Genomic DNA, 25344 nt, shown 5'->3' on the forward strand with positions numbered 1-25344 from the left:
CGCCTTATATTTCAAACGACTAAAAAATTCTTTTGATATGCGGCGAGGTTATATATGAACCTGCATCAGTTCCGCTTCGTGCGTGAGGCCGTCCGCCAGAATTTCAACCTGACGGAAGCTGCCAAGGCACTGTTTACAAGCCAGCCGGGCGTCTCGAAGGCGATCATCGAGCTGGAGGACGAGCTGGGCGTCGAGATCTTCACGCGGCACGGCAAGCGCGTGCGATCGCTGACGGAGCCGGGCCGGATCATTCTGGCGTCCGTCGAGCGGATTCTTCAGGAGGTTGAGAGCCTGAAACGAGTCGGTAAAGATTACGCGGCGCAGGATCAGGGCAATCTCGTGATCGCCGCGACGCACACGCAGGCGCGCTACTCGCTGCCCGCCGCCATCGCCGAATTCAAAAAGCGCTTCCCGAAGGTCCACCTTTCAATCCTGCAAGGCAGCCCTACCCAAGTTGCAGAACTGGTTTTGCACGATCAGGCGGACGTCGCCATCGCAACCGAGGCGATCTCGACCTACAAGGAACTGGTGTCACTGCCCTGCTTCACCTGGCACCATCTGGCCGTGATGCCCGCCGATCATCCGCTGCTGGAGCGCAAGCAGCTGTCGCTGGACGACCTCACGCAGTATCCGCTGATTACGTACGATAACGCGTTCGCCGGCCGCACCAAGATCAACGAAGCGTTCCGCCTGCGCGGTCTGCATCCCGACATCGTCCTCGAAGCGATCGACGCGGATGTGATCAAGACCTACGTCGAGCTGGGGCTGGGCGTCGGCATCATGGCCGACATCGCGTTCAACGCCGAACGCGACCGCCATCTGCGCGCGATGCCCGTCGGGCACCTGTTCGGCAGCAACGTGACGCGCGTCGCGCTCAAGCAGGGCGCGTATCTGCGCAGCTATGTGTATACGCTCGTCGAGCTGCTGTCGCCGAACATGAACCGCAAGCTGATCGAGCAGGCGCTCAAGGGCGATCACGAAACGTACGAGCTTTGAGGTTTTTGACCCGGTATAACTGATCGGCTATAAAAACGGCCACGCTACCTGCCAGGAGATCTTTCGCATGTCGTCGCACAAGAACAAAATCAAACGCACCCTGATGCGTGCCGCCGCGATCGGCGCGCTGTTCGCCGCCGCCGCCGCGCACGCGGACATCAAGGTCGGCATCGACCTGTCGAGCACGGGGCCCGCCGCCACGATCGGCATCACCAGCAAGAACGCGATGCTGATGTGGCCGAAGACGATTGCCGGTCAGAACGCGCAGTACATCATCCTCGACGACGCCTCCGATCCGGGCAATGCCGTGCGCAACATCCGCAAGCTGATCAACGAGGATCACGTCGATGTGATCGTCGGCCCCAATATCACGCCCGCCGCGATGGCAGCGCTCGATCCCGTCGCCGAGAGCCAGACGCCGATGATCACGCTGATCGGCTCGGCCAGTGTTGTCGAACCGCAGGAAGGCAAGAAGGTCTGGGCGTTCAAGATGGCGCAGACGGACAGCGCGATGGCCGATGTGATGACGCGCTACATGTCGAATCACAACATCAAGACAGTTGGCTTTATCGGTTTCGCGGACAGCTACGGCGATAGCTGGCTCAACGAGTTCACGAAGTTTGCCACGCTGCGTCACATTCAAGTAGTTGCGACAGAGCGCTTCAACCGCACCGATGCGAGCGTCACGGGCCAGGTGCTGAAGCTGATCGCCGCGAAGCCCGATGCCGTGCTGATCGCGGGCGCGGGCACGCCGACTGTGCTGCCGCAGCGCACGCTCGTCGAGCGCGGCTACAAGGGCGCGATCTATCAGACGCACGGCATCGCGACGCCGGAGTTCATCAAGCTGGGCGGCAAGGATGTCGAGGGGACGCTGTTCCCAACGCAGCCGGTCGTCGTGGCGCGCACGTTGCCCGCCGATCATCCGGCGAAGAAGGCAGCGCTTGCGTTTGTCAACGCGTATGAGGCGCAGTATGGGCCGAACACTGTCACGCAGTTCGCGGGCGATGCGGCGGGTGTGTATCCGCGTCTGCAGGATGCCGTCGCGCGCGCGTTGAAGACGGCGCAGCCGGGTACGCCGGAGTTTCGCGCGGCGCTGCGCACGGAACTCGAGCACGCGCATGAGTTGGTGGTGCCGAACGGCGTCGTGAACACGAGCGCGAAGGATCACGTCGGGCTCGATCAGCGGGCCAGCGTGATGGGGATTATCAAGGGTGGGAAGTTTACGTATTTGAGTCAGTGATCGCTGCGTGATCCTGGCTCGACGTAGCAGCGAACGGGGCGCGTGCCGCCCCACCGCTGCAGCGCCATCAGCTACGACAAAAAACTAATCGCCTCATCGATCACGCTGCGCCAGTCGCCCATCAGCGTCTGACGCAGCGGCTTCAGATTCGCCATCCACGGCGACGTATCGCCTTCCACACCCCAGCGCCATTCGCTTGCCACATTGAGCGGCACGATGGTCAGCTTACCGAGCATCGCGCTCAGGTTCGCGACGCCTGAATCGACGGCAATGACGGCATCCAGTTGCTCGATGCACGCAGCCGTCTCCGCAAACGATTTGATCCCCGGCCCGTACACGCCGATATTGCCCGACGGCATGCCAGCGAACTGCTGCACTGAAGGATGGTGCAGGCTCACGAAATGCCGCTTCGCTGCGACGGACGGATGCATCACCAGGTGATCGACTTCCGTCAACGGCAAGCTGCGGCGGATCGCCGAGCAGCGCATCACCGCGCCGACCTCATGCGCGTGGCGCTGGTTGCAGTCCCAGAAAATGCCGATCAGCGATTTGCCCGGCTCCGCGGCGCGCAACTCGCGCGCCCATGCGGCGGCGGCCTCGCGCTCCGCTTCGGGCGCGCGCAGATAGGCCGGGAAAAACGGTGACGGCAGCGGCACTTGTTGCGCGGCGAGCAGCGGCAAATGCGGCAACGTCGCATGCAGATCGGGCGCGAATTCGCGAACCTCACTGGCTAACTCTTCAGGCAACGCCTCGTGCTGACGCAACGGACGCGCCGCGCTCACCACATGACAATCTGGCAGCGACGCCTGCAATAGCGGATACAACTGCGCATCGCACGTAATCATCAACTGCGCGCCTGCTGCCTGCCATTGCGATACGTTGGCAAAGAACAGGAACTGATCGCCAAAACCCATCTGATGCGTAATCAGCACACGCTTGCCGCGCAAATCCTGTTCGCCCGACCACGAAGGAATATCGACGGACTGGTAGTTGCCGCTGTCGCTGTCATTGCGCGCGAGCCACGGCTCGAAGCCTGCAGGACGCGCGGTGCGCAACAATGCCTCGCCATACAGATGCTCGGCCTTGCGCGCAAACCAGTCGCCTCCCGCGGCAGCCGTGCGCCATGCGTCGTGTAGCATCGGAATGCCGCGCTCGACGTCGCCCGACATCACGAGACTCTGGCCGAGGCTCATCTTGTAGTACGCGGGCTGCCACGGCAGCGCGGCATAGTTGCGCCACGTCGCGACGGCATCGAAATGCCGTCCGAGCAGTGTCAACGCATACGCGCGCCAGTTGACGAAATGGAGATCGCGCGGCTCGATGGCGAGCGCGCGTTCGGTATAGGTCAGCAGTTCGTCGTCACGCATGTCGTGCAGCAGCGCGACGCAGACAGCTCGCAGCTTTTCTGCATCGTCGGGCGCATGGGCAAGCGCATCGAGTGTTTCCTGGACTGAAGGCATGGCGGGCATTGTTTCGACGTTCTACGCAAATGGCGGGACATCCACCGGGTCGCGGCGCTGCCGCAAACCGGCGCGCGAGTATACGTCGTAGAATCATGCAGCAATCTTAAAAACTCAAGCACTGCACGGCACCATCGAATCATGCGCACGACCCGAGCCATCCATGCCGTCGAACGGCTGAAGACCCGCAGTGGCAATCCGCGCTTCGCGGCGGTCAGCCTGTCTGGCGGACTGTTCTATCTCGTCGACAAGTCGAGCGGCACGGACCAGAAAGTCTCCGATCCGCTGCCGCTCGATGATTTCGTCAAGTTCGTCGACGGTTTCGGCCCGCCGAAACCGCGCAAGGCCAGCAAGCTCGATCTTGCGTTCGAAGAGCAGATCAAGCGCAGCAAGGGCTGAACTTGCGCAGCGGACGTCAGCCGTTCCCTACGCGCGTGTAGGCAAGCTGTTCGTTGCTTGTGAAAACGGCATCGATGAAACGCAGCCCCGCGACGCCGTCCTCGACGGTCGTCAGCAAACGGCTTTCGGACGGCGCAGGCAACCCCGCGTCGATGGCTTCGATCTGCAACGCCGCATCCTTGTAGAGCTGCGCGAACGCTTCGAGATAACCCTCGGGATGCCCTGCCGGCACGCGCGTCGCGTGCCGCGCCACGTCGCTGTCGACGCGCCCGCGCGTGAGCCTTTGCGCCGCCCCGCCCAACGGCGTGAACAGCAGTTCGTTCGGGCTCTCCTGATCGAACGCAATGCCTGCCTTGGTCCCATAGACGCGCAGACGCAGCGCGTTCTCCGCGCCGCTCGCCACCTGGCTCGCCCACAGCATGCCGCGCGCGCCGCACTTGTAGCGCAGCATCGCCTGAATATGGTCGTCGACCTGGCGCCCTTCGACGAACGTATGCAATTCAGCGGCGATCTCGATGGGCAGCATGCCCGTCACAAACGCCGCGAGGTGATACGCGTGCGTGCCGATATCGCCAAGACATCCCGCCCGCCCGGCCTGCTTCGGATCGGTGCGCCACACCGCCTGACGGTTCTCGCCCGTCAGTTCGATCGGCTTCGCGAGCCAGTCCTGCGCGTACTCGACCTGCACGACGCGCACCTCGCCCAACTCACCCGCTTCGACCAGTTCGCGCGCATGACGCACCATCGGATAACCCGAATACGTGTGCGTCAGCGCAAAGAGCCGGTTCTTGTCGCGCGCGAGCTTCGCTAGCGCTTCGCCTTCTTCGAGCGTCATCGCGAGCGGCTTGTCGCAGATCACGTGGATGCCGGCTTCGAGGAACGCCGTCGCGACGGGCGCATGCAGATGATTCGGCGTGACGATCGACACCGCGTCGATGCCGTCGTCGCGCGCGGCTTCGGCGCGCGCCATCTCGTCCCAGCTTGCGTAGCTGCGCGCGACGCCAAGTTCGTCAGCGCTTGCCTGCGCGCGCTGCGGGTCGGACGAGAGCGCCGCCGCCACCAGTTCGAAGCGATCGTCGATGCGCGCCGCGATCCGATGCACCGCACCGATAAACGCGCCCAGTCCGCCGCCGACCATGCCCAGCCTGAGTCTTCGTGTCATCGATCTGCTCCTGTTCGACAGTCAGCGTCAAAGGCCGAGCACGCGTTTCAGTTGCGCGTCGTCCGCGCCGCTGCCCGCGAAGTCGTCGAATGCATGGTCGGCCACGCGAATGATGTGCCGCTTGATGAACTCCGCGCCTTCGCGCGCGCCGTCTTCGGGATGCTTCAACGCGCACTCCCATTCGAGCACCGCCCAGCCCGGAAAATCGTATTGCGCCATCTTCGAGAAGATCGCGCCGAAGTCGATCTGCCCGTCGCCCAACGAGCGGAAGCGCCCCGCGCGCTCGACCCAGCCGCTATAGCCGCCATAGACGCCCTGCCGCCCATTCGGACGAAACTCGGCGTCCTTCACGTGAAAGGCCTTGATGCGCTCGTGATAGATATCGATGAACGCGAGGTAGTCGAGTTGCTGCAAGACGTAGTGACTCGGATCGAACAGTATGTTTGCGCGCCTGTGGTCCTTCACGGCCGCAAGAAAACGTTCGAACGTCACGCCATCGTGCAGATCTTCGCCCGGATGCAGTTCGTAGCAGACATCGACGCCCGCTTCGTCGAACGCATCGAGGATTGGCGTCCAGCGGCGCGCGAGTTCGTCGAAGGCCGCTTCGACGAGACCGGCGGGACGCTGCGGCCACGGATAGATATATGGCCACGCGAGCGCGCCTGAAAACGACACATGCGTGTTCAATCCAAGACGCTGCGATGCCTTCGCGGCCCACTTCATCTGCTGCACGGCCCATTCGGTGCGCGCCGCGGGATTGCCGCGCACGTGCGGCGCGGCGAAGCCGTCGAACAGCACGTCATACGCGGGATGCACGGCGACGAGTTGGCCTTGGAGATGCGTCGACAGTTCGGTGATGGCGACGCCCGCATCGGTGACGACGCCCAGCAGATCGTCGCAATAGTCCTGGCTCGACGCCGCCTGTTCGAGGTCGACGAGGCGCGGATCGGCGGGCACCTGAATGCCTTTGAAGCCGAGACTCGCGGCCCATTGCGCGAGATGCGCGAGGTTGTCGAACGGCACCTTGTCGCCCATGAACTGCGCGAGAAAGATCGCCGGCCCTTTGATCGTTTTCATCGTGCTGCTCCCGATGGATATCTGCGTCGAACCGGCGCCGCCTTGCGAGTGTCTTTGCGACGATTACGCGAAAGGCAGCGCCGGGCTAAAGCTCGTTTGCGATCAGAACGGCGAATCCGGGAAGTAGAATTCCTTCGCGTTCTCCTTCGTGATCAGCACGGAAGGAATGATCGTGGTGGCGGGCAGCTTGTCGCCTTTGAGGCGTGCTTCCGCCGTGAGCTTGATTGCGTCGTAGATGAACTTTGGCGAGTACGACACATCGGCCTTGATGAGGGGCGCGCCGTCCATCACGTTCTTCACCATGCCTTTCGAGCCCGCGCCGCCGAACACGATTTTGATGTCGGTGCGTTTGGCCTGATCGATTGCCTTGATGACGCCGACGGCCATGTCGTCGTCGGCGGCCCAGACGGCGTCGATGTGCTTGAAGCGCGTCAGGTAGTCCTGCATGACCTTGAATGCGTCGTCGCGGTTCCAGTTTGCGTATTTTGCGTCGAGGATCTTGATGTTCGGATAGGCCTTCAGGACGCCTGTGAAGGCTGTCCAGCGTTCGTTGTCGAGGGTTGTGGGAATGCCGCGTAGCGCGACGATGTCGCCTTTGCCGTCGAGTGCTTTCGCCAGATATTCGGCGGGGATCTTGCCGAAGGCGGTGTTGTCGCCGGCGACGTAGGCGTCTTGTGCGCTTGTGTCCGTGAGACCACGGTCGACGACTGTTACGTAGACGCCCTTCTTTTTCACTTGCGCGACGGGTTGGGTGAGGGAGGCTGATTCGTACGGGAAGATTACTAGCGCGTTGATCTTGTTGACCGTCACGAGGTCTTGTAGCTGGTTCGCCTGTTCTGGCGCGTTCGCTGCGGTTTTGACGATCACTTTCAGGTCGGGGTGGGCTTTTTCCAGATCCGCCTTTGCCTTGTTCGCCCACCAGACGATGCCGCCTGTGAAGCCGTGATCGGCGGTGGGGATGGCTACGCCCAGGGTTACTTTTTCATCTGCATGTGCAGGGCCTGTGGCAAGGCCCATCACGCTTAACGCCAGCATGCCGGCGCCGACCGCTCGAATGATCTGCTTCATGGCTCTTGTCTCCTTGGTTGCGTTCTCTTCGTCGGTGAGTCGATGTTGCACTGCTAGTTGCTGTTGCTGTTGCTGTTGCTTTGCTTCGCTTTTGCGTTGGCATCCGCGATTTGCCTTCGTGCTTCAAACGTTGCCCCTGTGCAGGGTGGCACTTCGCCTTTTGCGTGGCGCAAGCGGTTTGTTTTTTTCGCGTTTGCGCTGGCATCCGCGATTCGTTAGCTCGCTTCAAGCGTCGCCCCTGTGCGGGGCGGCACCTACTTTTCTTTGCCGCCGCAAAGAAAAGTAGGCAAAAGAAAGCGGCTCACACCGCCAACATCTATTCTTGCCTGAGGGCCCCCAAAGGGTCTTACACTTCACACGGCAATCACGTGACCCATGTTCGTTGCCAGCGCTCTTGCGCTGCGCCTCACCCGCTTCACGCTCCCGCGTCGCAGCATGCCGTACCAGATATTCCACGGCCGCCCAGGTGGCAAACTGTGTGTCGGCCCCTTGTGCTCCACACGCCTCACTTCGGACCAATAGCACATGCGCCCCCCTGTAAGAGCGCTAACTTATACGACGCGACAACCTACACACCGTTTGCCACCTGGGCGGCACATACCATTCGCTGCCACTAACACGTGTACGGGTGTGTGAAGTGGGTGAGGCGTTCATTCACAGCGTTGGCAACTAACATGCGTCACGTGATTGCCGTGTGAAGCGTAAGACCCTTTGGGGGCCCTCAGGCAAACACAAGAATTAGCGGTGTTAGCCGCTTTCTTTTGCCTACTTTTCTTTGCGGCGGCAAAGAAAAGTAGGTGCCGCCCCGCACAGGGGCGACGCTTGAAGCACGCTAACAAATCGCGGATGCCAGCGCATAAGCAAATCGCGGATGCCAGCGAACGCAGTAGCAAACCACCTTGCCGCCGCAAAGGCAAAAACACGTCAATCACCTCCGCCCCCGCTGCAAAAACGCGACAACAATAATCACAATCCCCTGCACAGCAGCATTCAGATACACGCTAATGATGCTAGTCAGATTAAGAATATTGGCAATGACAGAAAGCAGAACCGCACCGATCACGGTACCCACAACCCGCCCTTCACCGCCCTTTAGCGCGGTCCCGCCAACCACAACAGCGGCAATCGCCTCCAACTCCCATAAAAGCCCAGTAGTCGGCGTAGCAGACCCGAGTCTAGGCACATACAAAACCGTGGCCACACCAACACAAACCCCAAGCAACACATAAGTAACAATCTTCACGGTATCAACGCGAATCGCGGCATACCGCGCAACCTGTTCATTCGAACCAATCGCCTGCACATGCCGCCCAAACGCCGTGCGATTAAGAATCAGCGCGCCGCCCGCCGCGACGACGAGAAACACCCAGATAGGCACAGGTACCCCAAACAGACTCGCGTAGTAGACAGGCCCATAAAGATCAGAAAGATTGTTATCGAGCGTCAAAGCACCGCCGTCGGCAAGCCACGTCAACACCGCGCGAAAAATACCCAACGACCCCAGCGTGACAATAAACGGCTCGATCCGCCCTTTGGTGATCAACAGCCCATGCGCGCATCCAAACGCGCCCCCAAGCACAAACGCACTCGCAATCCCGATCAGAACAATAGTCAGCGGCGCAAACGAATGCCCGCCCGGCGCAGCGGCAAGCGCATTCATCAACCAGATCATGCTGCCCGCGATCAACGCCGCCATCGACCCAACAGAAAGATCAATCCCACCCGAAATAATCACAAACGTCATGCCGACAGCAATGATCCCGATGAACGACGTGCGCGTCAGCACATTCATCATGTTGTCGACAGTCGCGAAATCGCGATTGAGCAGCGTCCCCGCGATGCACAGCAAGATCAGCCCCGCCAGCGGCCCAAGCCCATGCAATCGATGCGCAATCCGCATCGCGCGCCCAACCGGCGCGGTGTCAGTGTGTGCCGGTCGCATGTGCGATCAACTCCTCTTCGGTCAGATGGTCGAGACCGAGCGTCGCCTGCAGGCGCCCCGCGCGCATCACGGCCACGCGATGACACAGCCCGATCAGCTCGATCAGTTCGGATGAAATGACGACCACGGCGCGCCCTTCGGACGCAAGCCGGTGGATCAGAAAGTAGATGTCGCGCTTCGCGCCAATATCGACGCCACGCGTCGGCTCGTCGAGCACGATCACATCCGGATTCGGCTGCAGAAACTTGGCAAGCGCGAGCTTCTGCTGGTTGCCGCCCGACAGCATCCGCGCGCGGCTGCCCAGATCGCCCGTCCGGATGCCGAACTCGCGTACGGCTTTCGTCAGCGCATCGCGTCCCGCCTTCAGATCGAGCAGCGGCTTCGCATAGCGTTCGAGCGTCATCAGCGTCAGGTTGTCCTGCAGGCTCAGGTTCACGTGCAGCCCCTTGCCCTTGCGGTCTTCGCTCAGATACGTGAGACCGCGCCGCATCGCGTCGCGCGGGCTGTGCAGATCCGCCTTGCGTCCGGCGATTTCGATCGTGCCCGCGGTGCGCTCGCGCAATCCGATGATCGCCTCGAACGCTTCCGTGCGTCCCGCGCCGACGAGCCCCGCAAAGCCGAACACTTCGCCCGCGCGCACGTCGAAGCTCAAATCGTCAACCCACTCGTGTACGCTGAGATGCTGCACGTGTAGCGCGATCGGCGCGTTCTCCGCCGGCTGCGTCTTGTCGGGGAACATGTCGGACAGTTCGCGCCCGACCATCAGGTTCGCCATCTGCTGACGCGCGAGCAACGCCGTCTCGCTGCGCGCGACGAAGCGGCCGTCACGCATCACAATCACTTCGTCGGTGATGTGCTCGACTTCGTCGAGCTTGTGCGAGATGTAGACGATGGTCACGCCATCGGCCTTGAGCTTCGTCATCAGCGCGAACAGGCGCTCGGTCTCGGACGGCGTGAGCGTCGCCGTCGGTTCGTCCATGATGAGCAGCCGCGCGCGCCGCGACAGCGCCTTCGCAATCTCCACCATCTGCTTTTCCGCGACGATCAGCTCGCGCACCTTCGTGTCCGGATGCTTGTGCAGGCCGACCTGCTCCAGATAGCGCTTCGCTTCGCTACGCATCGCCGTGTCGTCGACGAACAGGCCTTTGCGCTTCTCGTGGCCGAGATACATGTTCTGCGCAATCGTCAGATGCTCGGCGAGATTGAACTCCTGGTGAATCAACACGATCCCCGCGGCTTCCGCGTCGCGCGAGCCGTCAAAGCGCTGCGCGTGGCCGTCGATCAGCACCGTGCCTTCCGTGGCCGTCTCGTAGCCCGCGAGGATTTTCATCAGCGTCGACTTGCCCGCGCCGTTTTCGCCGAGCAGTCCGTAGATGCGCCCCGGAGCCAGGTCGAAGCTCACGCCGTGCAGCACACGCACGGGACCGAAGTCTTTGCGGATATCGTCGAATCGGACGGCGAGGCTCATCGCGGCTTCCCTCTCAAGCGCTCTTTCTGACCACGAGCCGATGCGGCAGCAGCACGCCCGGCACGTTCTCTCGCGGATTCGCCAGCCGTTGCAGCAACAGGCGCGCAGCCGTCTCGCCGAGTTCGCGCATCGGCTGCGCGATCGTCGTCAAGGGCGGATCGATCTGCGCGGCAAGCGAAATGTCGTCGAAGCCCGCGACGGCGACGTCGTCGGGCACGCGCTTGCCGACGCTGCGCAAGCCCGCGATCACGCCAATCGCCAACGTGTCCGACACGGCGAAGATGGCCGTCGGCGCGTCGGCGTGCGTCATCAACAGCGCGGCCGCCGAGGCGCCCGCTTCGTAGTCGAGGCTGTTCACGTTCTGGCGCCAGCGTTCGTCGGGCGCGATGCCAGCGTCGCGCAATGCGTCCAGATAGCCTTGCTGGCGCTGTTGCGCGTACAGGTAGTGATCGTCGGAATTGATCAGCGCGATGCGCCGGTGGCCGCGCGCCAGCAGATGGCGCACGGCGTCGCCCGCCGCGCGGTAGTTGTCGATGCCGACGTACGGCACGCCCACAGACGAATCGAACTCGCAGCACGCCACCCACGGCAGTGCGTTCGATTCCTCGGCAAGCGCCTGTTGCACGGTGGCCGGATCGAGGCAGATCGCGCCGTCCGCGCGGCGGCGGCGCAGCAGGTCGAAATAGCTGCGCTCGCGGCCCGCATCGGCGCCCGTGTCGCACAACAGCATGAAATAGCCGTGCTGACGCGCCACGGAATCGATGCCGCGAATCACTTCCGCGTAGAACGGGTTGCCGACGTCGGGGACCATCGTCAGCAGCAGGCGGCTTTCGGCCGTGCGCAGATTGCGCGCCAGTTCGTTCACGCGGTAGCCGCTCGTCGCGACGGCGGCGAGCACCTTGTCGCGCGTCGCGGGGCGCACGTTCGAATGCCCGTTCAGCACGCGCGACACCGTCGCCACGGACACACCCGCCTGCTCGGCGACGCCCGCAATCGACAGCCCTTCCGATGCGGCGCGTACCGAGCCACGCATATCGGGCTCGGCCGCGCCGGATGGCTGCGGTTGCGGGTCACGTTGCGACGGTTTGTCCACCGGTTCTCGCCCTCAGAATGTAATCGATTACATTTTTGGTCGAGACGGGCGCGAATCGCAAGTGTCATCTTGTAGGGACTTTCACCGAGGCGCGACGCGCCCAGGAATCCGTCCGCCCGCGTTGGACCTGCCCGTGACAGGGCGGCATCGGCGCGTGGTTTGGTACAATTTCGCAGTTAACCGGTGACACCCGGCAGTAACAGCCCAGGCAACATCCAATGGAAGCAGTGGTCCCCCAATACACCCGCTGCCCGCGTCTCAACCACACCGCCGAATTGATCATGAACATCGAACAAGCGCGTTTCAACATGATTGAACAGCAAATCCGTCCGTGGGAAGTGCTCGACCAGGACGTGCTGAATCTGCTGTCGATCGTCAAGCGTGAGAACTTCGTGCCCGCCGCGTATCGCGAGCTGGCGTTCGTCGATTTCGAAATTCCGCTGCCTGCCGGCCAGCACATGCTCGCGCCGCGCATCGAGGCGCGCGTGCTGCAGGAACTGGCGGTGAAGAAGCATGAAACCGTGCTGGAGATCGGCGCAGGCTCGGGTTACATGGCCGCGTTGCTCGCGCATCGCGCGCAGCATGTGCTGACGGTCGACATCGAGCCGGAACTGGCCGAGCTGGCCAAGGCGAACCTCGCGGCGAACGGCGTGCTGAACGCCGAAGTCGCGACGGGCGACGGCGCGCGCGGCTGGGGCGCAGCCGCCCCGTACGACGTGATCTGCGTATCGGGCGGCCTGCCCGTGCTGCCGCAGGAAATCCTCGAGCATCTGAAGGTGGGCGGCCGTCTCGCCGCGTTCGTCGGCACCGCGCCCGTCATGAAGGCGCAGATCATCACGCGCGTCGACGAGAAGCAGTTCCGTATCGCCGACGTGTTCGAAACCTACGTCGAGCCGCTGCAGAACGCCATGCACGCGCCACGCTTCAAGTTCTAAGTACCACGCGAGACCGACGATGCAAAACCTGACCGCTTCCGCCCTCGCCGAATGGCTTGCTGATCAATCCCGCCCGGCGCCCGTGCTGCTCGACGTGCGCGAGCCGTGGGAAATCGAAACGGCGAAGATCGCCGGCAGCGTGTCGATTCCGATGCGCGAGATTCCCGCGCGCAGCGAAGAACTCGACGATGACGTGCAGATCGTCTGCATCTGCCATCACGGCGCGCGTAGCGCGCAGGTCGCGATGTTCCTCGAATCGCGCGGCCACAAGGACGTGTTCAACCTGTACGGCGGCATCGACGCGTGGTCGCGTCAGGTCGATCCTTCCGTGCCGACTTATTGAGCGTCTTTCGCTTCACGTTGCTGTATCCGACGCGCCGGTGATTCACCGGCGCGTTTTTGTTTGTGCGCTCGGTTTTGCCCTGCGGCGTACCGCGTCAGATGTTTCCTTCATAGATTCAGAAATCTCAGACGCGGATTAGGAGCATTACTACGCCATCCTGATTATCTATCGAACAGCATAGCGTGTTTCCTTTCAAGGGCATGACGCTATGAAATCAATCAGGATCGCGGCGGCGTTGGCACTGCTATCGCCCGTCGTCTGCCACGCAACACTCGGCGCGGCGCCGTCGGTGGATGCACACGCGCCGCAGCCCGCGCTGCGCGCCGCCGCTGCCGGCGCGACGTCTTCGCCGTCCTATACCGTTCACGAGTCCAAAACCGCCGACGGTGTCACGGTCCGCGAATATGCTTCGCCTGAGAACGTCGTCTTCGCGGTCACGTGGCAAGGGCCGACGCGGCCGGACATGCGGGCGCTGCTCGGCAGCTACTTCCCCAACTTCGTCAATGCAGGACAAAGCCGCGCGCGTGGCACGGGTCCGCTGATCGGACGCGACGGAGAACTGCAGATCGAATCGGTCGGACATCAGGGCGCGTTTGCTGGCCGCGCATATGTGCCACGGCTCGTACCTGCGAGCGTCAAGGTGGAGGATCTGCAATGAGACAGCTTCTCGCGCGTTGCGCTTCGAATAGCCCGCTTCTCGTCGCACTGGTCGCGGCCAGTGTTGCGCTGAGTGCTTGCGGCGGAGGAGGAGGCGACGTCAACGGCTCCGGCCAGCCCGTGACCAATAACGCACCCGTCAAGCCGGCAGGGACGCCCGCCACGCCCGCCAGCGCACCAGCGAATGCCAGCGCGCCTTCCGGCGCCAGCGCGGCGCAACCTGCGAGCGTGACTGAGCCAGCCAGTGCGCCATCGGCGGCGAGCACGCCCGCCGCCGTCACGCCGGCCAGCGAGACGGGCACATCCGGCAACAACGACACTCCGCCGCCCGCCCCCGTCGCAGACAACACGGTGCCGATCAGCGTCAACTTCGACGATACGGTCGGAAGAGTCGTGAACATGCCGTACGTCAGCGTGACGTTCTGCGTGCCGGGCAAGCAAGGCGCGTCGCAATGCGCGACCGTCGATCACATGCTGCTCGATACAGGTTCGGTCGGCGTGCGCGTCATCGCGTCCGCGCTGGGTCAGGCGTTCTCCAGCAAGCTGCCGTCACAGACGGGCGCCGGCAACGACACCACGAACAAGGCGGCAATCGCGCAGTGCGCGCTGTTCGCGTCGGGCTATACGTGGGGCTCTACGCGAAGCGCCGATGTCACGATCGGCAAAAAGACGGCGAGCGGTATTCCGATCCATCTGATCGGCGACGGCGCGTACGCGGCATGGGTGCCTAACGATTGCACGTCGCGTGGACGAGGCTTGAACACGGTCGCTGATCTGGGGGCGAACGGGATCGTCGGCATTGGGCATCTGGCGCATGACTACCCCGAAGCCGCGCAGGCAACGCGGGTCGCGAATTACTACTACTGCCCGACGCCTTGGTCCTGTACGGCTGCGAGCGTACCGTTCGACAAGCAGACGGCCAACCCCGTCACCGCTTTCGCGACCGACAACAACGGCACGATCATCCGCCTGCCCGCGCTACCGCCGATGGGTCAGGCGAGCGTCACAGGCGAACTGGTGTTTGGCATCGGCACGCGTGACAACAACGCATTGCCGGCGAAGCCGGTTTTCCTGACGGTAAACGACCGCGGCATGTTCACGACGAGCTACAAGGCACGAACGATAGAGAGTTACATCGATAGCGGCTCGAACGGCCTGTTCTTCCCGGATGCGTCGCTGCCCGTTGTGGACCAGTGGTTCGCCCCCGCGACCGCACAGAGGCTGAGCGCGACGGTCTTCCCGGGTACGGGCGACGTGCAATCGACGATTCCATTCTCGATCGCCAATGCGTCGACGCTATTCAACCTGGGCTATGCCGCGCACGACAACCTCGGAGCTCCGATGAGCAGCATGTTCCTGTGGGGCCTGCCGTTCTTCTACGGCCGCGACGTCTACACGGCGTTGAGCGGCATGCAAGCCGGTCCGCAAAAGGGGCCTTACGTGGCTTTCTAAACGACCACTGGCTCTGCCAGAAGCAGCGCTAACAAAAACGGCGAACAGGTCACAAACCTGTCCGCCGTTTTCCATTACGCGGGCCACGCTCAATCAGCTTCCTGCGGCCGCCGAGCGGAACAGCGCATCGATCTGCGCCCCGCCGATGATGAGCGGCGGCGAGAACGCCAGCATATCGCCCGCATAGCGCGCCATCGCGCGGCTCCAACTTCACCCCGCCGACCAGCCCCACTCAACTGTCTTTTCAACATAGCCAGCCGCACGTCCGTGCACAACACCGCAGCGGCGATGCACCGGCGTCGCGCCCACGACTCTGAGGAATCGCGGCCGACGCTCCGTTGCAGCGCGGCGCGCACCTGAACGAGGCGCACGCCCTTGTGGTGCACCGCTTTCGCGCCCAAAGCGCATAACGCCACACGATGCCGCACCGCCAGCGAACCGCATTGCAGCAAGCGAAGCGCCTATTGACGCGGCTCCCGCGCAGTTGGCATATGCCTTGCAGTATCCGCCCGGCAAGAGCCGCACACAAACGCAAACAAGGATTGGACGCACGCCGTTCGTCCGCCACTCACCACCCATCTATGGCAAGGGGAAGCACATGAAACGTCGCAGTCTGCTGAAGCTCGGCTCCATGTCGGGCGCGCTCGCGCTCGCGAGCAAGGTTCCTTTCGCGCATGCCCAGTCGGGCAGCGGCCCGATCAAGGTCGGCATCCTGCACTCCCTGTCGGGCACGATGGCGATCTCGGAGACGTCGCTGAAAGACACGGCGCTGATGACGATCGCCGAGATCAACGCGAGCGGCGGCGTGATGGGCCGCAAGCTGGAGCCCGTGGTCGTCGATCCCGCGTCGAACTGGCCGCTGTTCGCCGAGAAAGCCCGCCAGTTGCTGACGCAGGACAAGGTCGCCTGCGTGTTCGGGTGCTGGACGTCGGTGTCGCGCAAGTCGGTGCTGCCCGTGTTCGAGGAACTGAACGGCCTGCTCTTCTATCCGGTGCAGTACGAAGGCGAAGAGATGTCGCGCAACGTGTTCTACACGGGTGCCGCGCCGAACCAGCAGGCGATCCCCGCCACCGAATACCTGATGAGCGCGGAAGGCGGCGGTGCCAAGCGTTTCTTCCTGCTCGGGACCGACTATGTGTATCCGCGTACGACGAACAAGATCCTGCGGGCGTTCCTCAAATCCAAGGGCGTCCAGGAAACCGATATCCAGGAGGTCTACACGCCGTTCGGCCATAGCGACTATCAGACTATCGTCGCCAGCATCAAGACCTTCTCGCAGGGTGGCAAGACGTGTGTGATCTCCACCGTCAACGGCGACTCGAACGTGCCGTTCTACAAGGAACTCGGCAACCAGGGGCTGAAGGCCACCGACGTGCCCGTCGTCGCGTTCTCGGTCGGTGAAGAGGAACTGCGCGGCATCGACACGAAGCCGCTGGTCGGCAACCTCGCGGCATGGAACTACTTCATGTCGGTGAAGGGTCCTGGCAACACGAAGTTCAAGGAGCAATGGGCCGAGTGGGTCAAGTCGCAGAACCTGCCGGGCGGCACGAAGCGCGTGACCAACGACCCGATGGAAGCGACCTATGTCGGCATCCACATGTGGAAGCAGGCCGTCGAAAAAGCGAAGAGCACGGACGTCGACAAGGTGCGCGTCGCGATGATCGGCCAGAAGTTCGCGGCGCCGTCGGGCTTCACGCTCGAAATGGACGGCAACCACCACCTGCACAAGCCGGTGATGATCGGCGAAGTGCGCGCGGACGGCCAGTTCAACGTCGTGTGGAAGACCAAGACGGCTATTCGCGCGCAGCCGTGGAGCCCGTATATCGCGGGCAACCAGGGCAAGCCGGATGTCGTCAGCTCGATTCCGGAGTTCCTGCGCCGCCGGTCGCGCGTCGCATAACGTGGCATGAGCAACGTGCCGGTGTGTCGCATCAGTTGGACGCACCGGCTTGCGCAGCGCGCCGATGTTTCGCTTCGCGCGACACATCCGGCGTGCCCACGCAAGCGCGCGATGCCCTTGCCGTTTCTCGTGCGAGGGCATCGCGCGCCTGCCTGCAGGCTTCTCACTCAAGACCACTATGGCGTACTCATTTTCCACGCTCGCTTCGCTCAAGGCCCGCTGCGCTGACACGCTGCGCGGGATGCGCGCACGCGTGCGTATTGCCGCTGCATCGTGCGCGCTGGGCGCGGCGCTCGCCGTGCTCGCGCCCGCGAGCGCCCACGCATTGACGGCCGAAGAAGTCGCGCCGCTCGCCGGCGACGACTTCGATGCGAAGTCGGCCGCCATCGACAAGCTGATCGCGAATCACGACGCGCCGTCGCTCGCGCTGCTGAAGGCGCTTTCGGAAGACAGCGCGCTCGCCACCGATAACGGCAACGTGCTGATCCAGGACAACGACACCGCGCGCGATGCCGTCACGGGCAAGACCGTCGCCGCAGGCGACGCGCAGCCGGTCACGCTGAACAACCTGCTGCGCTCGAAAGTCGCGGGCGCGCTGTCGGGCCTGCAACTCGATTCGACCGACCCGGCAAAGCGCGCGGCCGCGATCACCGCGCTGCTGCAAAGCCCCGATCCGTCGATGAAACCGCAGATCGATGCTGCGCGCGCAAAGGAAACCGACCCGACGCTGAAGAAGCGCCTCGACACGCTCTGGGCGATGACAGCGCTGCACGACACCGACGCCACGAAGCGTCTCGAAGCGGTGAAACTCGTCGCCGCGCGGCATGATCTGGACATGTACGAACTGCTGCGCCCGCTCGTCGCGAAGAAGCCCGACGGCACGTTCGCCGAAAGCAGCCCTCAGGTGCGCGAGGCGGCGCAGACGGGCATCGACGCGCTCGATTCGATCCAGCGCCGCAGCGAGATCGCGGGCACGCTGTTCGCGGGGCTGTCACTCGGCAGCGTGCTGCTGCTCGCCGCGCTCGGCCTTGCAATCACGTACGGCCTGATCGGCGTGATCAACATGGCGCACGGCGAGTTCCTGATGATCGGCGCGTACGCAACGTATGTCGTGCAGAACCTCGTGCAGCGCTACATGCCTGGCGCGTTCGACTGGTATCCGCTGATCGCCGTGCCCGCTTCCTTCGCGGTGGCGGCGCTGGTCGGCATCGTGCTCGAACGGCTCGTGCTGAAGCATCTGTACGGACGTCCACTCGAAACACTGCTGACTACCTTCGGCGTGAGCCTGATCCTGATCCAGGCGACGCGCATGCTGTTCGGCGCGCAAAACGTGCAGGTGGTGAACCCTTCGTGGATGAGCGGCGGCGTCACGGTGCTGCCGAACCTGATCCTGCCGTACAACCGGCTCGCGATTCTTGCGTTCTCGCTGATCGTCGTCGGGATTGCGTGGGCTGTGCTGACGAAGACGCGGCTCGGCCTGTTCGTGCGCGCCGTCACGCAGAACCGCCGCATGGCCGCGTGCGTCGGCGTGAAGACCGCGTATGTCGATTCGTATGCGTTCGCGTTCGGCGCGGGCATTGCAGGCCTTGGCGGCTGCGCGCTGTCGCAGATCGGCAATGTCGGGCCGGACCTCGGGCAGAGCTACATCATCGATTCGTTCATGGCCGTCGTGCTGGGCGGCGTCGGCCAGCTGGCGGGCACGGTTATCGGCGGCTTCGGACTCGGGCTGGTCAGCAAGGCTGTCGAGCCGTTCTGGGGCGCCGTGCTCGCAAAGATCGCGGTGCTGGTGCTGATCGTTCTGTTCATCCAGAAGCGGCCTCAGGGCATGTTCGCCCTGAAGGGCCGCAGCGCGGAGGCATGACATGACATCCGCGACTTCCTCCCCAACCACATCCGTCGATGCACGCGGCGACGCGCAGGCGAGCGAACGCGAACGCCTCGAAGGCTTCGCGCTCGGCTTGCCGCCGCGCCCTGCCCTGCTGTCGCGGCGCGCGTGGCAATTTCTGATTGCGTTGATCATCGCGATCGGACTTGGTGTGCCATTCACGGCGCTGGTGCTGCCGGAAACGAGCGCATTCCATTTGTCCGCGTATGCGATGACGCTAACGGGCAAGCTGATGTGCTACGCGATCTCCGCGCTCGCACTCGATCTCGTCTGGGGTTACTGCGGCATCCTGAGCCTCGGGCACGGCTTGTTCTTCGCGCTCGGCGGCTACGCGATCGGCATGTACCTGATGCGCGCGATCGGCCATGACGGCAAGTACGGCAGCGACCTGCCCGACTTCATGGTGTTTCTCGACTGGCATCAGTTGCCCTGGTACTGGGAAGGCACGCAGCATCTCGGGTACGCGCTGTTGCTGGTCGTGCTGGTTCCTGCCGTGATCGCGTGGGTATTCGGCTTCTTCACGTTCCGCTCGCGCGTGAAGGGCGTGTATCTGTCGATCATCACACAGGCGATGACGTTTGCCGCGATGCTGCTGTTCTATCGCAACGAGACGGGCTTTGGCGGTAACAACGGTTTCACGGATTTCAAGCGGATCGCGGGCTATCCGATCACGCATGCCGGCACGCGGACCGCGCTTTTTCTACTGACGTTCGCGGTGCTCGTGCTCGCGTTCATCGGCGCGCGCGCGATCGTGACGTCGAAGCTCGGGCGTGTCGTGACGGCCGTGCGCGACGGCGAGACGCGGTTGATGTTCCTCGGTTATAGCCCGCTTGCGTACAAGCTGTTCGTGTGGACGGTGTCGGCCGTGTTGTGCGGGATTGCGGGGGCGTTGTATGTGCCGCAGGTCGGCATCATCAATCCGGGCGAGATGTCGCCGGGCAACTCGATTGAAATGGCGATCTGGGTGGCGGTTGGCGGACGCGGCACGCTGATCGGGCCGATTATCGGCGCGTTCGCGGTGAATGGCGCCAAGAGCTTTTTCACGGCTTATTTTGCGGAGTACTGGCTGTTCTTTCTGGGTTTGATCTTCGTGCTCGTGCCGCTGCTATTGCCGAACGGGATCATGGGGCTATTCGAGCTCGTGACACGCAAGAGGAACCGCTGATGAACGAAAACCCGATGGTTCCTGATCTTTCTCTTCCCGAAGAACACGATGGCCGCGCGCTTTCTGGCGTGGCTTCGATGGGACGCGTGGTCACGCCTGGTGAGATCGACGTATCACACGGTGCGATTCTTTATCTGGAAGACGTGACCGTTTCGTTCGATGGGTTTCGCGCGTTGAACGCGTTGTCGCTGTCGATCGATGTGGGTGAGTTGCGATGCATTATTGGGCCGAATGGCGCCGGCAAGACGACGATGATGGATGTCATTACCGGGAAGACTTCGCCCGATTCGGGCAAGGTGTTTCTCGGGCAGACGATCGATCTCACGCGGATGAATGAGCCTTCTATTGCCCGCGCGGGGATTGGGCGCAAGTTTCAGAAACCGACTGTGTTCGAGCAGCATCCTGTGTGGGAGAACCTCGAACTGGCCATGAAGACTGATAAGGGTTGGTTTGCGTCTTTACGCGCGAAGCTGGATAGGGCGGCGCAGGCGCGAATTGAAGAGACGTTGTCGTTGATTCGTCTGGAAGGCGAGGCGCTGCGGCCCGCTGGTGAGCTTTCTCATGGGCAGAAACAGCGGCTCGAGATTGGAATGTTGTTGATGCAGCAGCCTGCGTTGTTGTTGCTTGATGAGCCTGCGGCTGGCATGACTGATGATGAGACTATGGAGTTGGCTGCTCTTCTTAACCACTTGCGTGGGACTTGTTCCATGATGGTTGTTGAGCATGATATGGAATTTGTAGCTGCGCTGGCCGGTGAGACCGGTAAGGTTACTGTGATGGCCGAAGGCCGCGTGCTGGCGCAAGGGACGCTTGATGACGTTAAGCGTGATGCGGCTGTGGTTGAGAGTTATTTGGGGCGTTGAAAGGGTTTTTTGTTTGCAACGGCTTTTGGGTTTGCTTCGGCTTTTGCTGGCATCCGCGATTTGTTAGCGCGCTTCACGCGTCGCCCCTGTGCGGGGCGGCACCTACTTTTCTTTGCCGCCGCAAAGAAAAGTAGGCAAAAGAAAGCGGCTCACACCGCCAGTTCTTGTGTTTGCCTGAGGGCCCCCAAAGGGTCTTACGCTTCACACGGCAATCACGTGACTTATGTTCGTTGCCAACGCTTTAAATAAACGCCTCACCCACTTCACAAATTCGTACACGTGTTAGCGGCAGCGAATGGTATGTGCCGCCCAGGTGGCAAACTGTGTGTAGGTTGTCGCGTCATATAGGGCAGCGCTCTTACGGGGTGGGACGCGTGCGCTATCGGTCCGGAGTGAGGTGCGTGCAGTACTACGGCCTACACACAGTTTGCCACCTGGGCGGCGGTGGACTATCTGGTACGGCATGCCGGATTGCGGGCGCGTGAAGCGGGTGATGCGCAGGCTTGGAGCGTTGGCAACATGCGCTGAACGGAGACGTCGCCGTGTGAAGCGTAAGACCCGTTGGGGGCCCTCAGGCAAGAAGAAATGTTGGCGGTGTTAGCCGCTTTCTTTTGCCTACTTTTCTTTGCGGCGGCAAAGAAAAGTAGGTGCCGCCCCGCACAGGGGCAACGCGTGAAGCACGAACGCAAATCGCGGATGCCAGCGAAAAGGCAAACGTATAAGTACGACGCGTGAAGCACGAAGGCAAAGCGCGGATGCCCGCGCAAAGGCCAGAGCAAAAGCCAAACCGCAAAAGCCAGCACATGGAACCTGCCGCTCGGCAAAGAGCAACCAAGGAAACACAAAATGCTAGAAGTAGAAAACCTGAACCAGTACTACGGCGGCAGCCACATCCTCCGAAACGTGAAGCTGACTGTACCGGACGGAAAACTAACGGTACTGCTAGGACGAAACGGCGTAGGCAAGACCACGTTACTAAGAACCTTAATGGGCGTAGTCCCCATCAAGACCGGCGAAATAAAATGGCGCGAAACGCCAATAACAAAACTCGCCCCGCACGCGCGCGTAGCGCAAGGATTGGCCTATGTGCCACAAGGCAGAGACATCTTCCCGAGACTAACGGTAGAAGAAAACTTGCTAGTCGGCGCAGCCAGCAAAAAAGCCCCGAAGAAAATCCCAGACCGAATCTACGAACTATTCCCCGTCCTGAAGGACATGAAAGCCCGCCGCGGCGGCGACCTCTCCGGCGGCCAGCAGCAACAGCTCGCAATCGGCCGGGCACTCATGAGCGAACCGCAACTGCTAATCCTCGATGAACCCACAGAGGGCATCCAACCGTCCATCATCCAGGACATAGGAAGAACCCTCCGACAACTCGTCGAAGAAATGGGCCTGACCGTGCTGCTCGTCGAGCAATACTACGACTTCGCCAAAGCCATCGCCGACCGCTACTGGGTCATGAGCCGCGGCGAAATCGTCGCGGGCGGCGAAGGCGCCAACATGGACGACGACGGCGTGCGTACGCTCATCGCGGTATAACGGCGAGACCCGGTTAACTGCTATCCTCGCCGCATGTCGCTTCACGAACACCACGCCACGCTCGCCACCATCGACGACCCGTCGCACGCCCTGTGGCGCGCGCGGCTCGAACTCGGCTTCGCCAGACACGGCGAGCGAACCACCCTCGCCCATCGTCTGCACGAAGGCCCGTTGCGCCTGCAACGCCCGCTGTACCCCGAAGGGCCGTCTATCTGTCACGCCGTCATCGTGCATCCGCCCGGCGGCGTCGCGGGCGGCGACCGGCTCGATATCGACATCCGCCTCGATGCGAATACCCACGCCGTGCTCACCACGCCCGGCGCGACCAAGTGGTACAAGTCGAATGGCCGCATCGCGCAACAGCGCATCGCGATTCGCGTCGGCGCGAACGCCAAGCTCGACTGGCTGCCGCAAAACAACATCGTCTTCGATCACGCCAACGCTTCGCTCGACTTCTCACTGACGCTCGACGAAGGCGCCACCGCGCTCGGCTGGGACGCGACGCAACTCGGCCGGCAAGCCGCGGGCGAAACCTGGTCGGCGGGACATCTGCGAGCTGTTGCGCGCATCGTCGGCGCCAATCGTCAGCCGTTATGGTTCGAACGCGCGAAGCTCGCCGCCAGCGACCCGCTGCGCGACGCGCCGCAAGGTCTTGCGGGCTTCCCCGCATTCGGCACGCTGTGGGCCGTCAGCCCGCAATGCGACGACGCGCTCGCCGAGGCGCTCACCGCCCAGTTGCCCTTCGACGATTCGATTCGCGCCGCCGCCTCGTGCGTGTGCGACGGCGTGCTGATCGTGCGGGCCGTCGCGCGATCGATGGAGACGCTTCAGCATGCGTTGACCCAGTGCTGGCTGCACTTGCGGCCTGTCGTGCATCAGGTCGACGCGAAGCCGCTGCGTCTCTGGACAACCTGAACAATCGATTCGTCGCACCATCTTCGGGCATCGCAGCGCGCCAGCGTGGTGCAACAGCGCATGCAAGCAACGGGAAAGCCTTGCCCGGTCTGCATGGCATAGCCCTTGCTGCTTATGGCGCCTCGCGAGCGCCGCATCGAAGGCGCGTTGCGAAGTCCGCTAAAAATCACACGCCGAAGCTGATCGCCAACATGACCCAAACGACCGCACATCGCCCGCGCCGCGCGTGGCTCGCCGCCCTGCTGTTCGCGCCGTTCCTGACGCTCGCCGCGCCCCTCGCGCATGCCGACACGCTCGACAACATCACGAAGGCAGGCGTCCTCAAGGTCGCCGTGCCCGAAGACTATCCGCCGTTCGGCTCGGTTGGCCCGGACCTGAAGCCGCAAGGCTACGACATCGACACGGCCGCGCTGCTCGCGAAGTCGATGAACGTGAAGCTCGAACTCGTGCCCGTCAACAGCGCGAACCGCATCCCGTATCTGCAAACCAACAAGGTCGATCTCGTGATCTCGTCGCTCGGCAAGACGCCGGAACGCGAAAAGGTCATCGATTTTTCGACGCCCTACGCGCCGTACTATCAAGGCGTGTTCGGTCCCGCCGACATCAAGGTCAGCAACCCCGCCGACCTCACCGGCAAGACGGTCGGCGCGACGCGTGGCGCGCTCGAAGAAATCGCGCTCACGCAGATGGCGCCGAACGCGACCATCAAGCGCTTCGAAGACAACAACGCGACGATCGCGGCGTTCCTGTCGGGCCAGGTGCAGTTGATCGCGGCAGGCAACATCGTCGCCGCCACGATCCTCGCGAAGAATCCGCCGCGTCGCCCGGAACCGAAGTTCGTCATCAAGAACTCGCCGTGCTTCGTCGGCATGAACAAAAACGAGCCGCGCCTGCAACAGAAGGTCGATGCCGCCATCGCGCAGGCGAAGCAGGACGGCACGCTCAACGCGATGTCGAAGAAGTGGTTCAGCGCGCCTTTGCCCGCCGATCTGTAAGCGGCGCGTCGGTTGAAGCTGGTATCGTGACGCGGCCGTGCGCCGCGCACGATACAGGCGGTGGCGACAGCGCAGCAACACCGTGCGCAGCGCCGGAATGACCAACGCGGCCCTCGCTCACGCGGGCGCCATAGGATGAATGCGATAAGCGAATGCGATGAAGCTCACTCCACGCGAAAAAGACAAACTCCTGATCTTCACGGCCGCACTGCTCGCGGAACGGCGCCGCGCACGCGGACTCAAGCTCAACTATCCGGAAGCCGTCGCGTTCATCACGGCAGCGCTGATGGAAGCCGCGCGCGACGGCAAGACGGTTGCCGAAGTCATGCACTACGGCACCACGCTGCTCACGCGCGACGACGTGATGGAAGGCGTGCCCGAGATGATTCCCGATATCCAGGTCGAAGCCACCTTCCCCGACGGCACGAAGCTCGTGACCGTCCATCACCCCATCCCGTGACGAGGCGCGCATGATCCCAGGTGAACTGATTACCGACGACGGCGAACTCGAACTCAACGCGGGCCGCGCGACCGTCACGGTCACCGTGTCGAACACGGGCGACCGGCCCGTACAGGTCGGCTCGCATTACCACTTCTACGAAGTCAACACGGCGCTCGCGTTCGATCGTGAAGCTGCGCGCGGCTTCCGCCTGAACATCGCGGCGGGCACTGCCGTGCGGTTCGAGCCGGGCCAGGAACGCACGGTCGAGCTCGTCGCGCTGGCGGGCGACCGCGTCGTCTATGGCTTCAATGGCAAGGTAATGGGCAAGCTCTGATCGCTGTGCTTACG

The 25344-nt window shown here is 62.8% G+C and carries 23 protein-coding genes; 16 read left to right on the plus strand and 7 right to left on the minus strand.

Annotation, left to right across the window (positions count from 1 at the left end; genetic code table 11):
• Nucleotides 1–54: 54 nt before the first annotated feature.
• The gene (locus C2L65_RS11665; protein WP_042316522.1) at nucleotides 55–996 is read left to right on the plus strand and encodes a CysB family HTH-type transcriptional regulator; all 942 of its coding nucleotides are present in this window, start codon (nucleotides 55–57) and stop codon (nucleotides 994–996) included.
• Nucleotides 997–1063: 67 nt separating this feature from the next.
• Nucleotides 1064–2236 (plus strand): ABC transporter substrate-binding protein, encoded by a 1173-nt coding sequence (locus tag C2L65_RS11670; RefSeq protein ID WP_042316524.1) that lies wholly within the window; start codon nucleotides 1064–1066, stop codon nucleotides 2234–2236.
• Between the two features lie 71 nt (nucleotides 2237–2307).
• Here the strand turns inward: C2L65_RS11670 and C2L65_RS11675 are convergent, their stop codons facing one another.
• The gene (locus C2L65_RS11675; protein ID WP_042316539.1) at nucleotides 2308–3696 is read right to left on the minus strand and encodes a tetratricopeptide repeat protein; all 1389 of its coding nucleotides are present in this window, start codon (nucleotides 3694–3696) and stop codon (nucleotides 2308–2310) included.
• Nucleotides 3697–3837: 141 nt separating this feature from the next.
• Here C2L65_RS11675 and C2L65_RS11680 point away from each other — a divergent pair, with 141 nt between their 5' ends.
• Nucleotides 3838–4095 carry a hypothetical protein gene (locus tag C2L65_RS11680; protein ID WP_042316527.1) on the plus strand — a complete coding sequence of 86 codons (258 nt, stop codon included), beginning with the start codon at nucleotides 3838–3840 and terminating at the stop codon, nucleotides 4093–4095.
• A 16-nt stretch (nucleotides 4096–4111) separates the two neighbouring features.
• Here C2L65_RS11680 and C2L65_RS11685 read toward each other — a convergent pair whose 3' ends face one another.
• The 6 genes from C2L65_RS11685 to C2L65_RS11710 form a co-directional block, all read right to left on the minus strand.
• Nucleotides 4112–5257, minus strand: a complete 1146-nt coding sequence (locus C2L65_RS11685) for a Gfo/Idh/MocA family protein (RefSeq protein WP_042316529.1) — start codon at nucleotides 5255–5257, stop codon at nucleotides 4112–4114.
• A gap of 27 nt (nucleotides 5258–5284) precedes the next feature.
• The gene (locus tag C2L65_RS11690; protein ID WP_042316533.1) at nucleotides 5285–6334 is read right to left on the minus strand and encodes a sugar phosphate isomerase/epimerase family protein; all 1050 of its coding nucleotides are present in this window, start codon (nucleotides 6332–6334) and stop codon (nucleotides 5285–5287) included.
• A gap of 102 nt (nucleotides 6335–6436) precedes the next feature.
• Nucleotides 6437–7402, minus strand: coding sequence for a substrate-binding domain-containing protein (locus tag C2L65_RS11695; protein WP_042316535.1), 966 nt, complete (start codon nucleotides 7400–7402; stop codon nucleotides 6437–6439).
• 928 nt (nucleotides 7403–8330) lie between these two features.
• On the minus strand, nucleotides 8331–9344 hold the full coding sequence (locus C2L65_RS11700; protein ID WP_042316222.1) for an ABC transporter permease: 1014 nt from the start codon (nucleotides 9342–9344) through the stop codon (nucleotides 8331–8333).
• A complete protein-coding gene (locus tag C2L65_RS11705) occupies nucleotides 9325–10812 on the minus strand; it encodes a sugar ABC transporter ATP-binding protein (protein WP_042316223.1) in 1488 nt (495 codons plus the stop codon). The genes C2L65_RS11700 and C2L65_RS11705 overlap by 20 nt, the downstream gene beginning before the upstream one ends.
• Nucleotides 10813–10825: 13 nt before the next feature.
• Nucleotides 10826–11845 (minus strand): LacI family DNA-binding transcriptional regulator, encoded by a 1020-nt coding sequence (locus C2L65_RS11710; RefSeq protein WP_233446509.1) that lies wholly within the window; start codon nucleotides 11843–11845, stop codon nucleotides 10826–10828.
• A 341-nt stretch (nucleotides 11846–12186) separates the two neighbouring features.
• Here C2L65_RS11710 and C2L65_RS11715 point away from each other — a divergent pair, with 341 nt between their 5' ends.
• The 13 genes from C2L65_RS11715 (at nucleotide 12187) to C2L65_RS11780 (ending at nucleotide 25330) form a co-directional block, all read left to right on the plus strand.
• Nucleotides 12187–12840 (plus strand): protein-L-isoaspartate O-methyltransferase family protein, encoded by a 654-nt coding sequence (locus C2L65_RS11715; protein ID WP_042316225.1) that lies wholly within the window; start codon nucleotides 12187–12189, stop codon nucleotides 12838–12840.
• A 19-nt stretch (nucleotides 12841–12859) separates the two neighbouring features.
• Nucleotides 12860–13183: a rhodanese-like domain-containing protein gene (locus tag C2L65_RS11720; RefSeq protein WP_036003302.1), complete on the plus strand. Its 324-nt coding sequence runs from the start codon at nucleotides 12860–12862 to the stop codon at nucleotides 13181–13183.
• 208 nt (nucleotides 13184–13391) lie between these two features.
• Complete coding sequence (locus C2L65_RS11725) at nucleotides 13392–13841, plus strand: DUF2844 domain-containing protein (RefSeq protein WP_042316227.1); 450 nt, start codon at nucleotides 13392–13394, stop codon at nucleotides 13839–13841.
• Nucleotides 13838–15292: a DUF3443 domain-containing protein gene (locus C2L65_RS11730; protein ID WP_081921541.1), complete on the plus strand. Its 1455-nt coding sequence runs from the start codon at nucleotides 13838–13840 to the stop codon at nucleotides 15290–15292. Before C2L65_RS11725 ends, C2L65_RS11730 begins: the two co-directional genes overlap by 4 nt.
• A 598-nt stretch (nucleotides 15293–15890) precedes the next feature.
• Nucleotides 15891–17192, plus strand: coding sequence for an urea ABC transporter substrate-binding protein (urtA, locus tag C2L65_RS11740; protein ID WP_042316231.1), 1302 nt, complete (start codon nucleotides 15891–15893; stop codon nucleotides 17190–17192).
• Nucleotides 17193–17370: 178 nt separating this feature from the next.
• Nucleotides 17371–19053 (plus strand): urea ABC transporter permease subunit UrtB, encoded by a 1683-nt coding sequence (gene urtB / locus C2L65_RS11745; protein WP_081921543.1) that lies wholly within the window; start codon nucleotides 17371–17373, stop codon nucleotides 19051–19053.
• A gap of 1 nt (nucleotide 19054) precedes the next feature.
• A complete protein-coding gene (urtC, locus tag C2L65_RS11750; RefSeq protein WP_042316234.1) occupies nucleotides 19055–20242 on the plus strand; it encodes an urea ABC transporter permease subunit UrtC in 1188 nt (395 codons plus the stop codon).
• A complete protein-coding gene (gene urtD / locus C2L65_RS11755; RefSeq protein ID WP_042316236.1) occupies nucleotides 20242–21105 on the plus strand; it encodes an urea ABC transporter ATP-binding protein UrtD in 864 nt (287 codons plus the stop codon). Before urtC ends, urtD begins: the two co-directional genes overlap by 1 nt.
• Before the next feature lie 846 nt (nucleotides 21106–21951).
• Nucleotides 21952–22644 (plus strand): urea ABC transporter ATP-binding subunit UrtE, encoded by a 693-nt coding sequence (gene urtE, locus C2L65_RS11760; protein WP_042316243.1) that lies wholly within the window; start codon nucleotides 21952–21954, stop codon nucleotides 22642–22644.
• Between the two features lie 33 nt (nucleotides 22645–22677).
• Nucleotides 22678–23559, plus strand: coding sequence for an urease accessory protein UreD (locus C2L65_RS11765; RefSeq protein ID WP_042316244.1), 882 nt, complete (start codon nucleotides 22678–22680; stop codon nucleotides 23557–23559).
• Nucleotides 23560–23750: 191 nt separating this feature from the next.
• Entirely contained in the window at nucleotides 23751–24554 is an 804-nt protein-coding gene (locus tag C2L65_RS11770; protein ID WP_042316246.1) for a transporter substrate-binding domain-containing protein, read from the plus strand.
• A gap of 157 nt (nucleotides 24555–24711) precedes the next feature.
• On the plus strand, nucleotides 24712–25014 hold the full coding sequence (ureA, locus tag C2L65_RS11775; protein ID WP_006048588.1) for an urease subunit gamma: 303 nt from the start codon (nucleotides 24712–24714) through the stop codon (nucleotides 25012–25014).
• Between the two features lie 10 nt (nucleotides 25015–25024).
• Nucleotides 25025–25330, plus strand: coding sequence for an urease subunit beta (locus C2L65_RS11780; RefSeq protein ID WP_007735637.1), 306 nt, complete (start codon nucleotides 25025–25027; stop codon nucleotides 25328–25330).
• Nucleotides 25331–25344 lie beyond the last annotated feature (14 nt).

Origin of the sequence: Paraburkholderia terrae (assembly GCF_002902925.1) — a bacterium.
In the GTDB taxonomy this organism is placed as follows: domain Bacteria; phylum Pseudomonadota; class Gammaproteobacteria; order Burkholderiales; family Burkholderiaceae; genus Paraburkholderia; species Paraburkholderia terrae.

What these genes read in the sequence shown, in the direction of transcription:
- C2L65_RS11665 (WP_042316522.1), top strand. Translation starts at nt 55, where the DNA reads ATGAACCTGCATCAGTTCCGCTTCGTGCGTGAGGCCGTCCGCCAGAAT.
- C2L65_RS11670 (WP_042316524.1), top strand. Translation starts at nt 1,064, where the DNA reads ATGTCGTCGCACAAGAACAAAATCAAACGCACCCTGATGCGTGCCGCC.
- C2L65_RS11675 (WP_042316539.1), bottom strand. Translation starts at nt 3,696, where the DNA reads ATGCCTTCAGTCCAGGAAACACTCGATGCGCTTGCCCATGCGCCCGAC.
- C2L65_RS11680 (WP_042316527.1), top strand. Translation starts at nt 3,838, where the DNA reads ATGCGCACGACCCGAGCCATCCATGCCGTCGAACGGCTGAAGACCCGC.
- C2L65_RS11685 (WP_042316529.1), bottom strand. Translation starts at nt 5,257, where the DNA reads ATGACACGAAGACTCAGGCTGGGCATGGTCGGCGGCGGACTGGGCGCG.
- C2L65_RS11690 (WP_042316533.1), bottom strand. Translation starts at nt 6,334, where the DNA reads ATGAAAACGATCAAAGGGCCGGCGATCTTTCTCGCGCAGTTCATGGGC.
- C2L65_RS11695 (WP_042316535.1), bottom strand. Translation starts at nt 7,402, where the DNA reads ATGAAGCAGATCATTCGAGCGGTCGGCGCCGGCATGCTGGCGTTAAGC.
- C2L65_RS11700 (WP_042316222.1), bottom strand. Translation starts at nt 9,344, where the DNA reads ATGCGACCGGCACACACTGACACCGCGCCGGTTGGGCGCGCGATGCGG.
- C2L65_RS11705 (WP_042316223.1), bottom strand. Translation starts at nt 10,812, where the DNA reads ATGAGCCTCGCCGTCCGATTCGACGATATCCGCAAAGACTTCGGTCCC.
- C2L65_RS11710 (WP_233446509.1), bottom strand. Translation starts at nt 11,845, where the DNA reads ATGCGTGGCTCGGTACGCGCCGCATCGGAAGGGCTGTCGATTGCGGGC.
- C2L65_RS11715 (WP_042316225.1), top strand. Translation starts at nt 12,187, where the DNA reads ATGAACATCGAACAAGCGCGTTTCAACATGATTGAACAGCAAATCCGT.
- C2L65_RS11720 (WP_036003302.1), top strand. Translation starts at nt 12,860, where the DNA reads ATGCAAAACCTGACCGCTTCCGCCCTCGCCGAATGGCTTGCTGATCAA.
- C2L65_RS11725 (WP_042316227.1), top strand. Translation starts at nt 13,392, where the DNA reads ATGAAATCAATCAGGATCGCGGCGGCGTTGGCACTGCTATCGCCCGTC.
- C2L65_RS11730 (WP_081921541.1), top strand. Translation starts at nt 13,838, where the DNA reads ATGAGACAGCTTCTCGCGCGTTGCGCTTCGAATAGCCCGCTTCTCGTC.
- urtA (WP_042316231.1), top strand. Translation starts at nt 15,891, where the DNA reads ATGAAACGTCGCAGTCTGCTGAAGCTCGGCTCCATGTCGGGCGCGCTC.
- urtB (WP_081921543.1), top strand. Translation starts at nt 17,371, where the DNA reads ATGGCGTACTCATTTTCCACGCTCGCTTCGCTCAAGGCCCGCTGCGCT.
- urtC (WP_042316234.1), top strand. Translation starts at nt 19,055, where the DNA reads ATGACATCCGCGACTTCCTCCCCAACCACATCCGTCGATGCACGCGGC.
- urtD (WP_042316236.1), top strand. Translation starts at nt 20,242, where the DNA reads ATGAACGAAAACCCGATGGTTCCTGATCTTTCTCTTCCCGAAGAACAC.
- urtE (WP_042316243.1), top strand. Translation starts at nt 21,952, where the DNA reads ATGCTAGAAGTAGAAAACCTGAACCAGTACTACGGCGGCAGCCACATC.
- C2L65_RS11765 (WP_042316244.1), top strand. Translation starts at nt 22,678, where the DNA reads ATGTCGCTTCACGAACACCACGCCACGCTCGCCACCATCGACGACCCG.
- C2L65_RS11770 (WP_042316246.1), top strand. Translation starts at nt 23,751, where the DNA reads ATGACCCAAACGACCGCACATCGCCCGCGCCGCGCGTGGCTCGCCGCC.
- ureA (WP_006048588.1), top strand. Translation starts at nt 24,712, where the DNA reads ATGAAGCTCACTCCACGCGAAAAAGACAAACTCCTGATCTTCACGGCC.
- C2L65_RS11780 (WP_007735637.1), top strand. Translation starts at nt 25,025, where the DNA reads ATGATCCCAGGTGAACTGATTACCGACGACGGCGAACTCGAACTCAAC.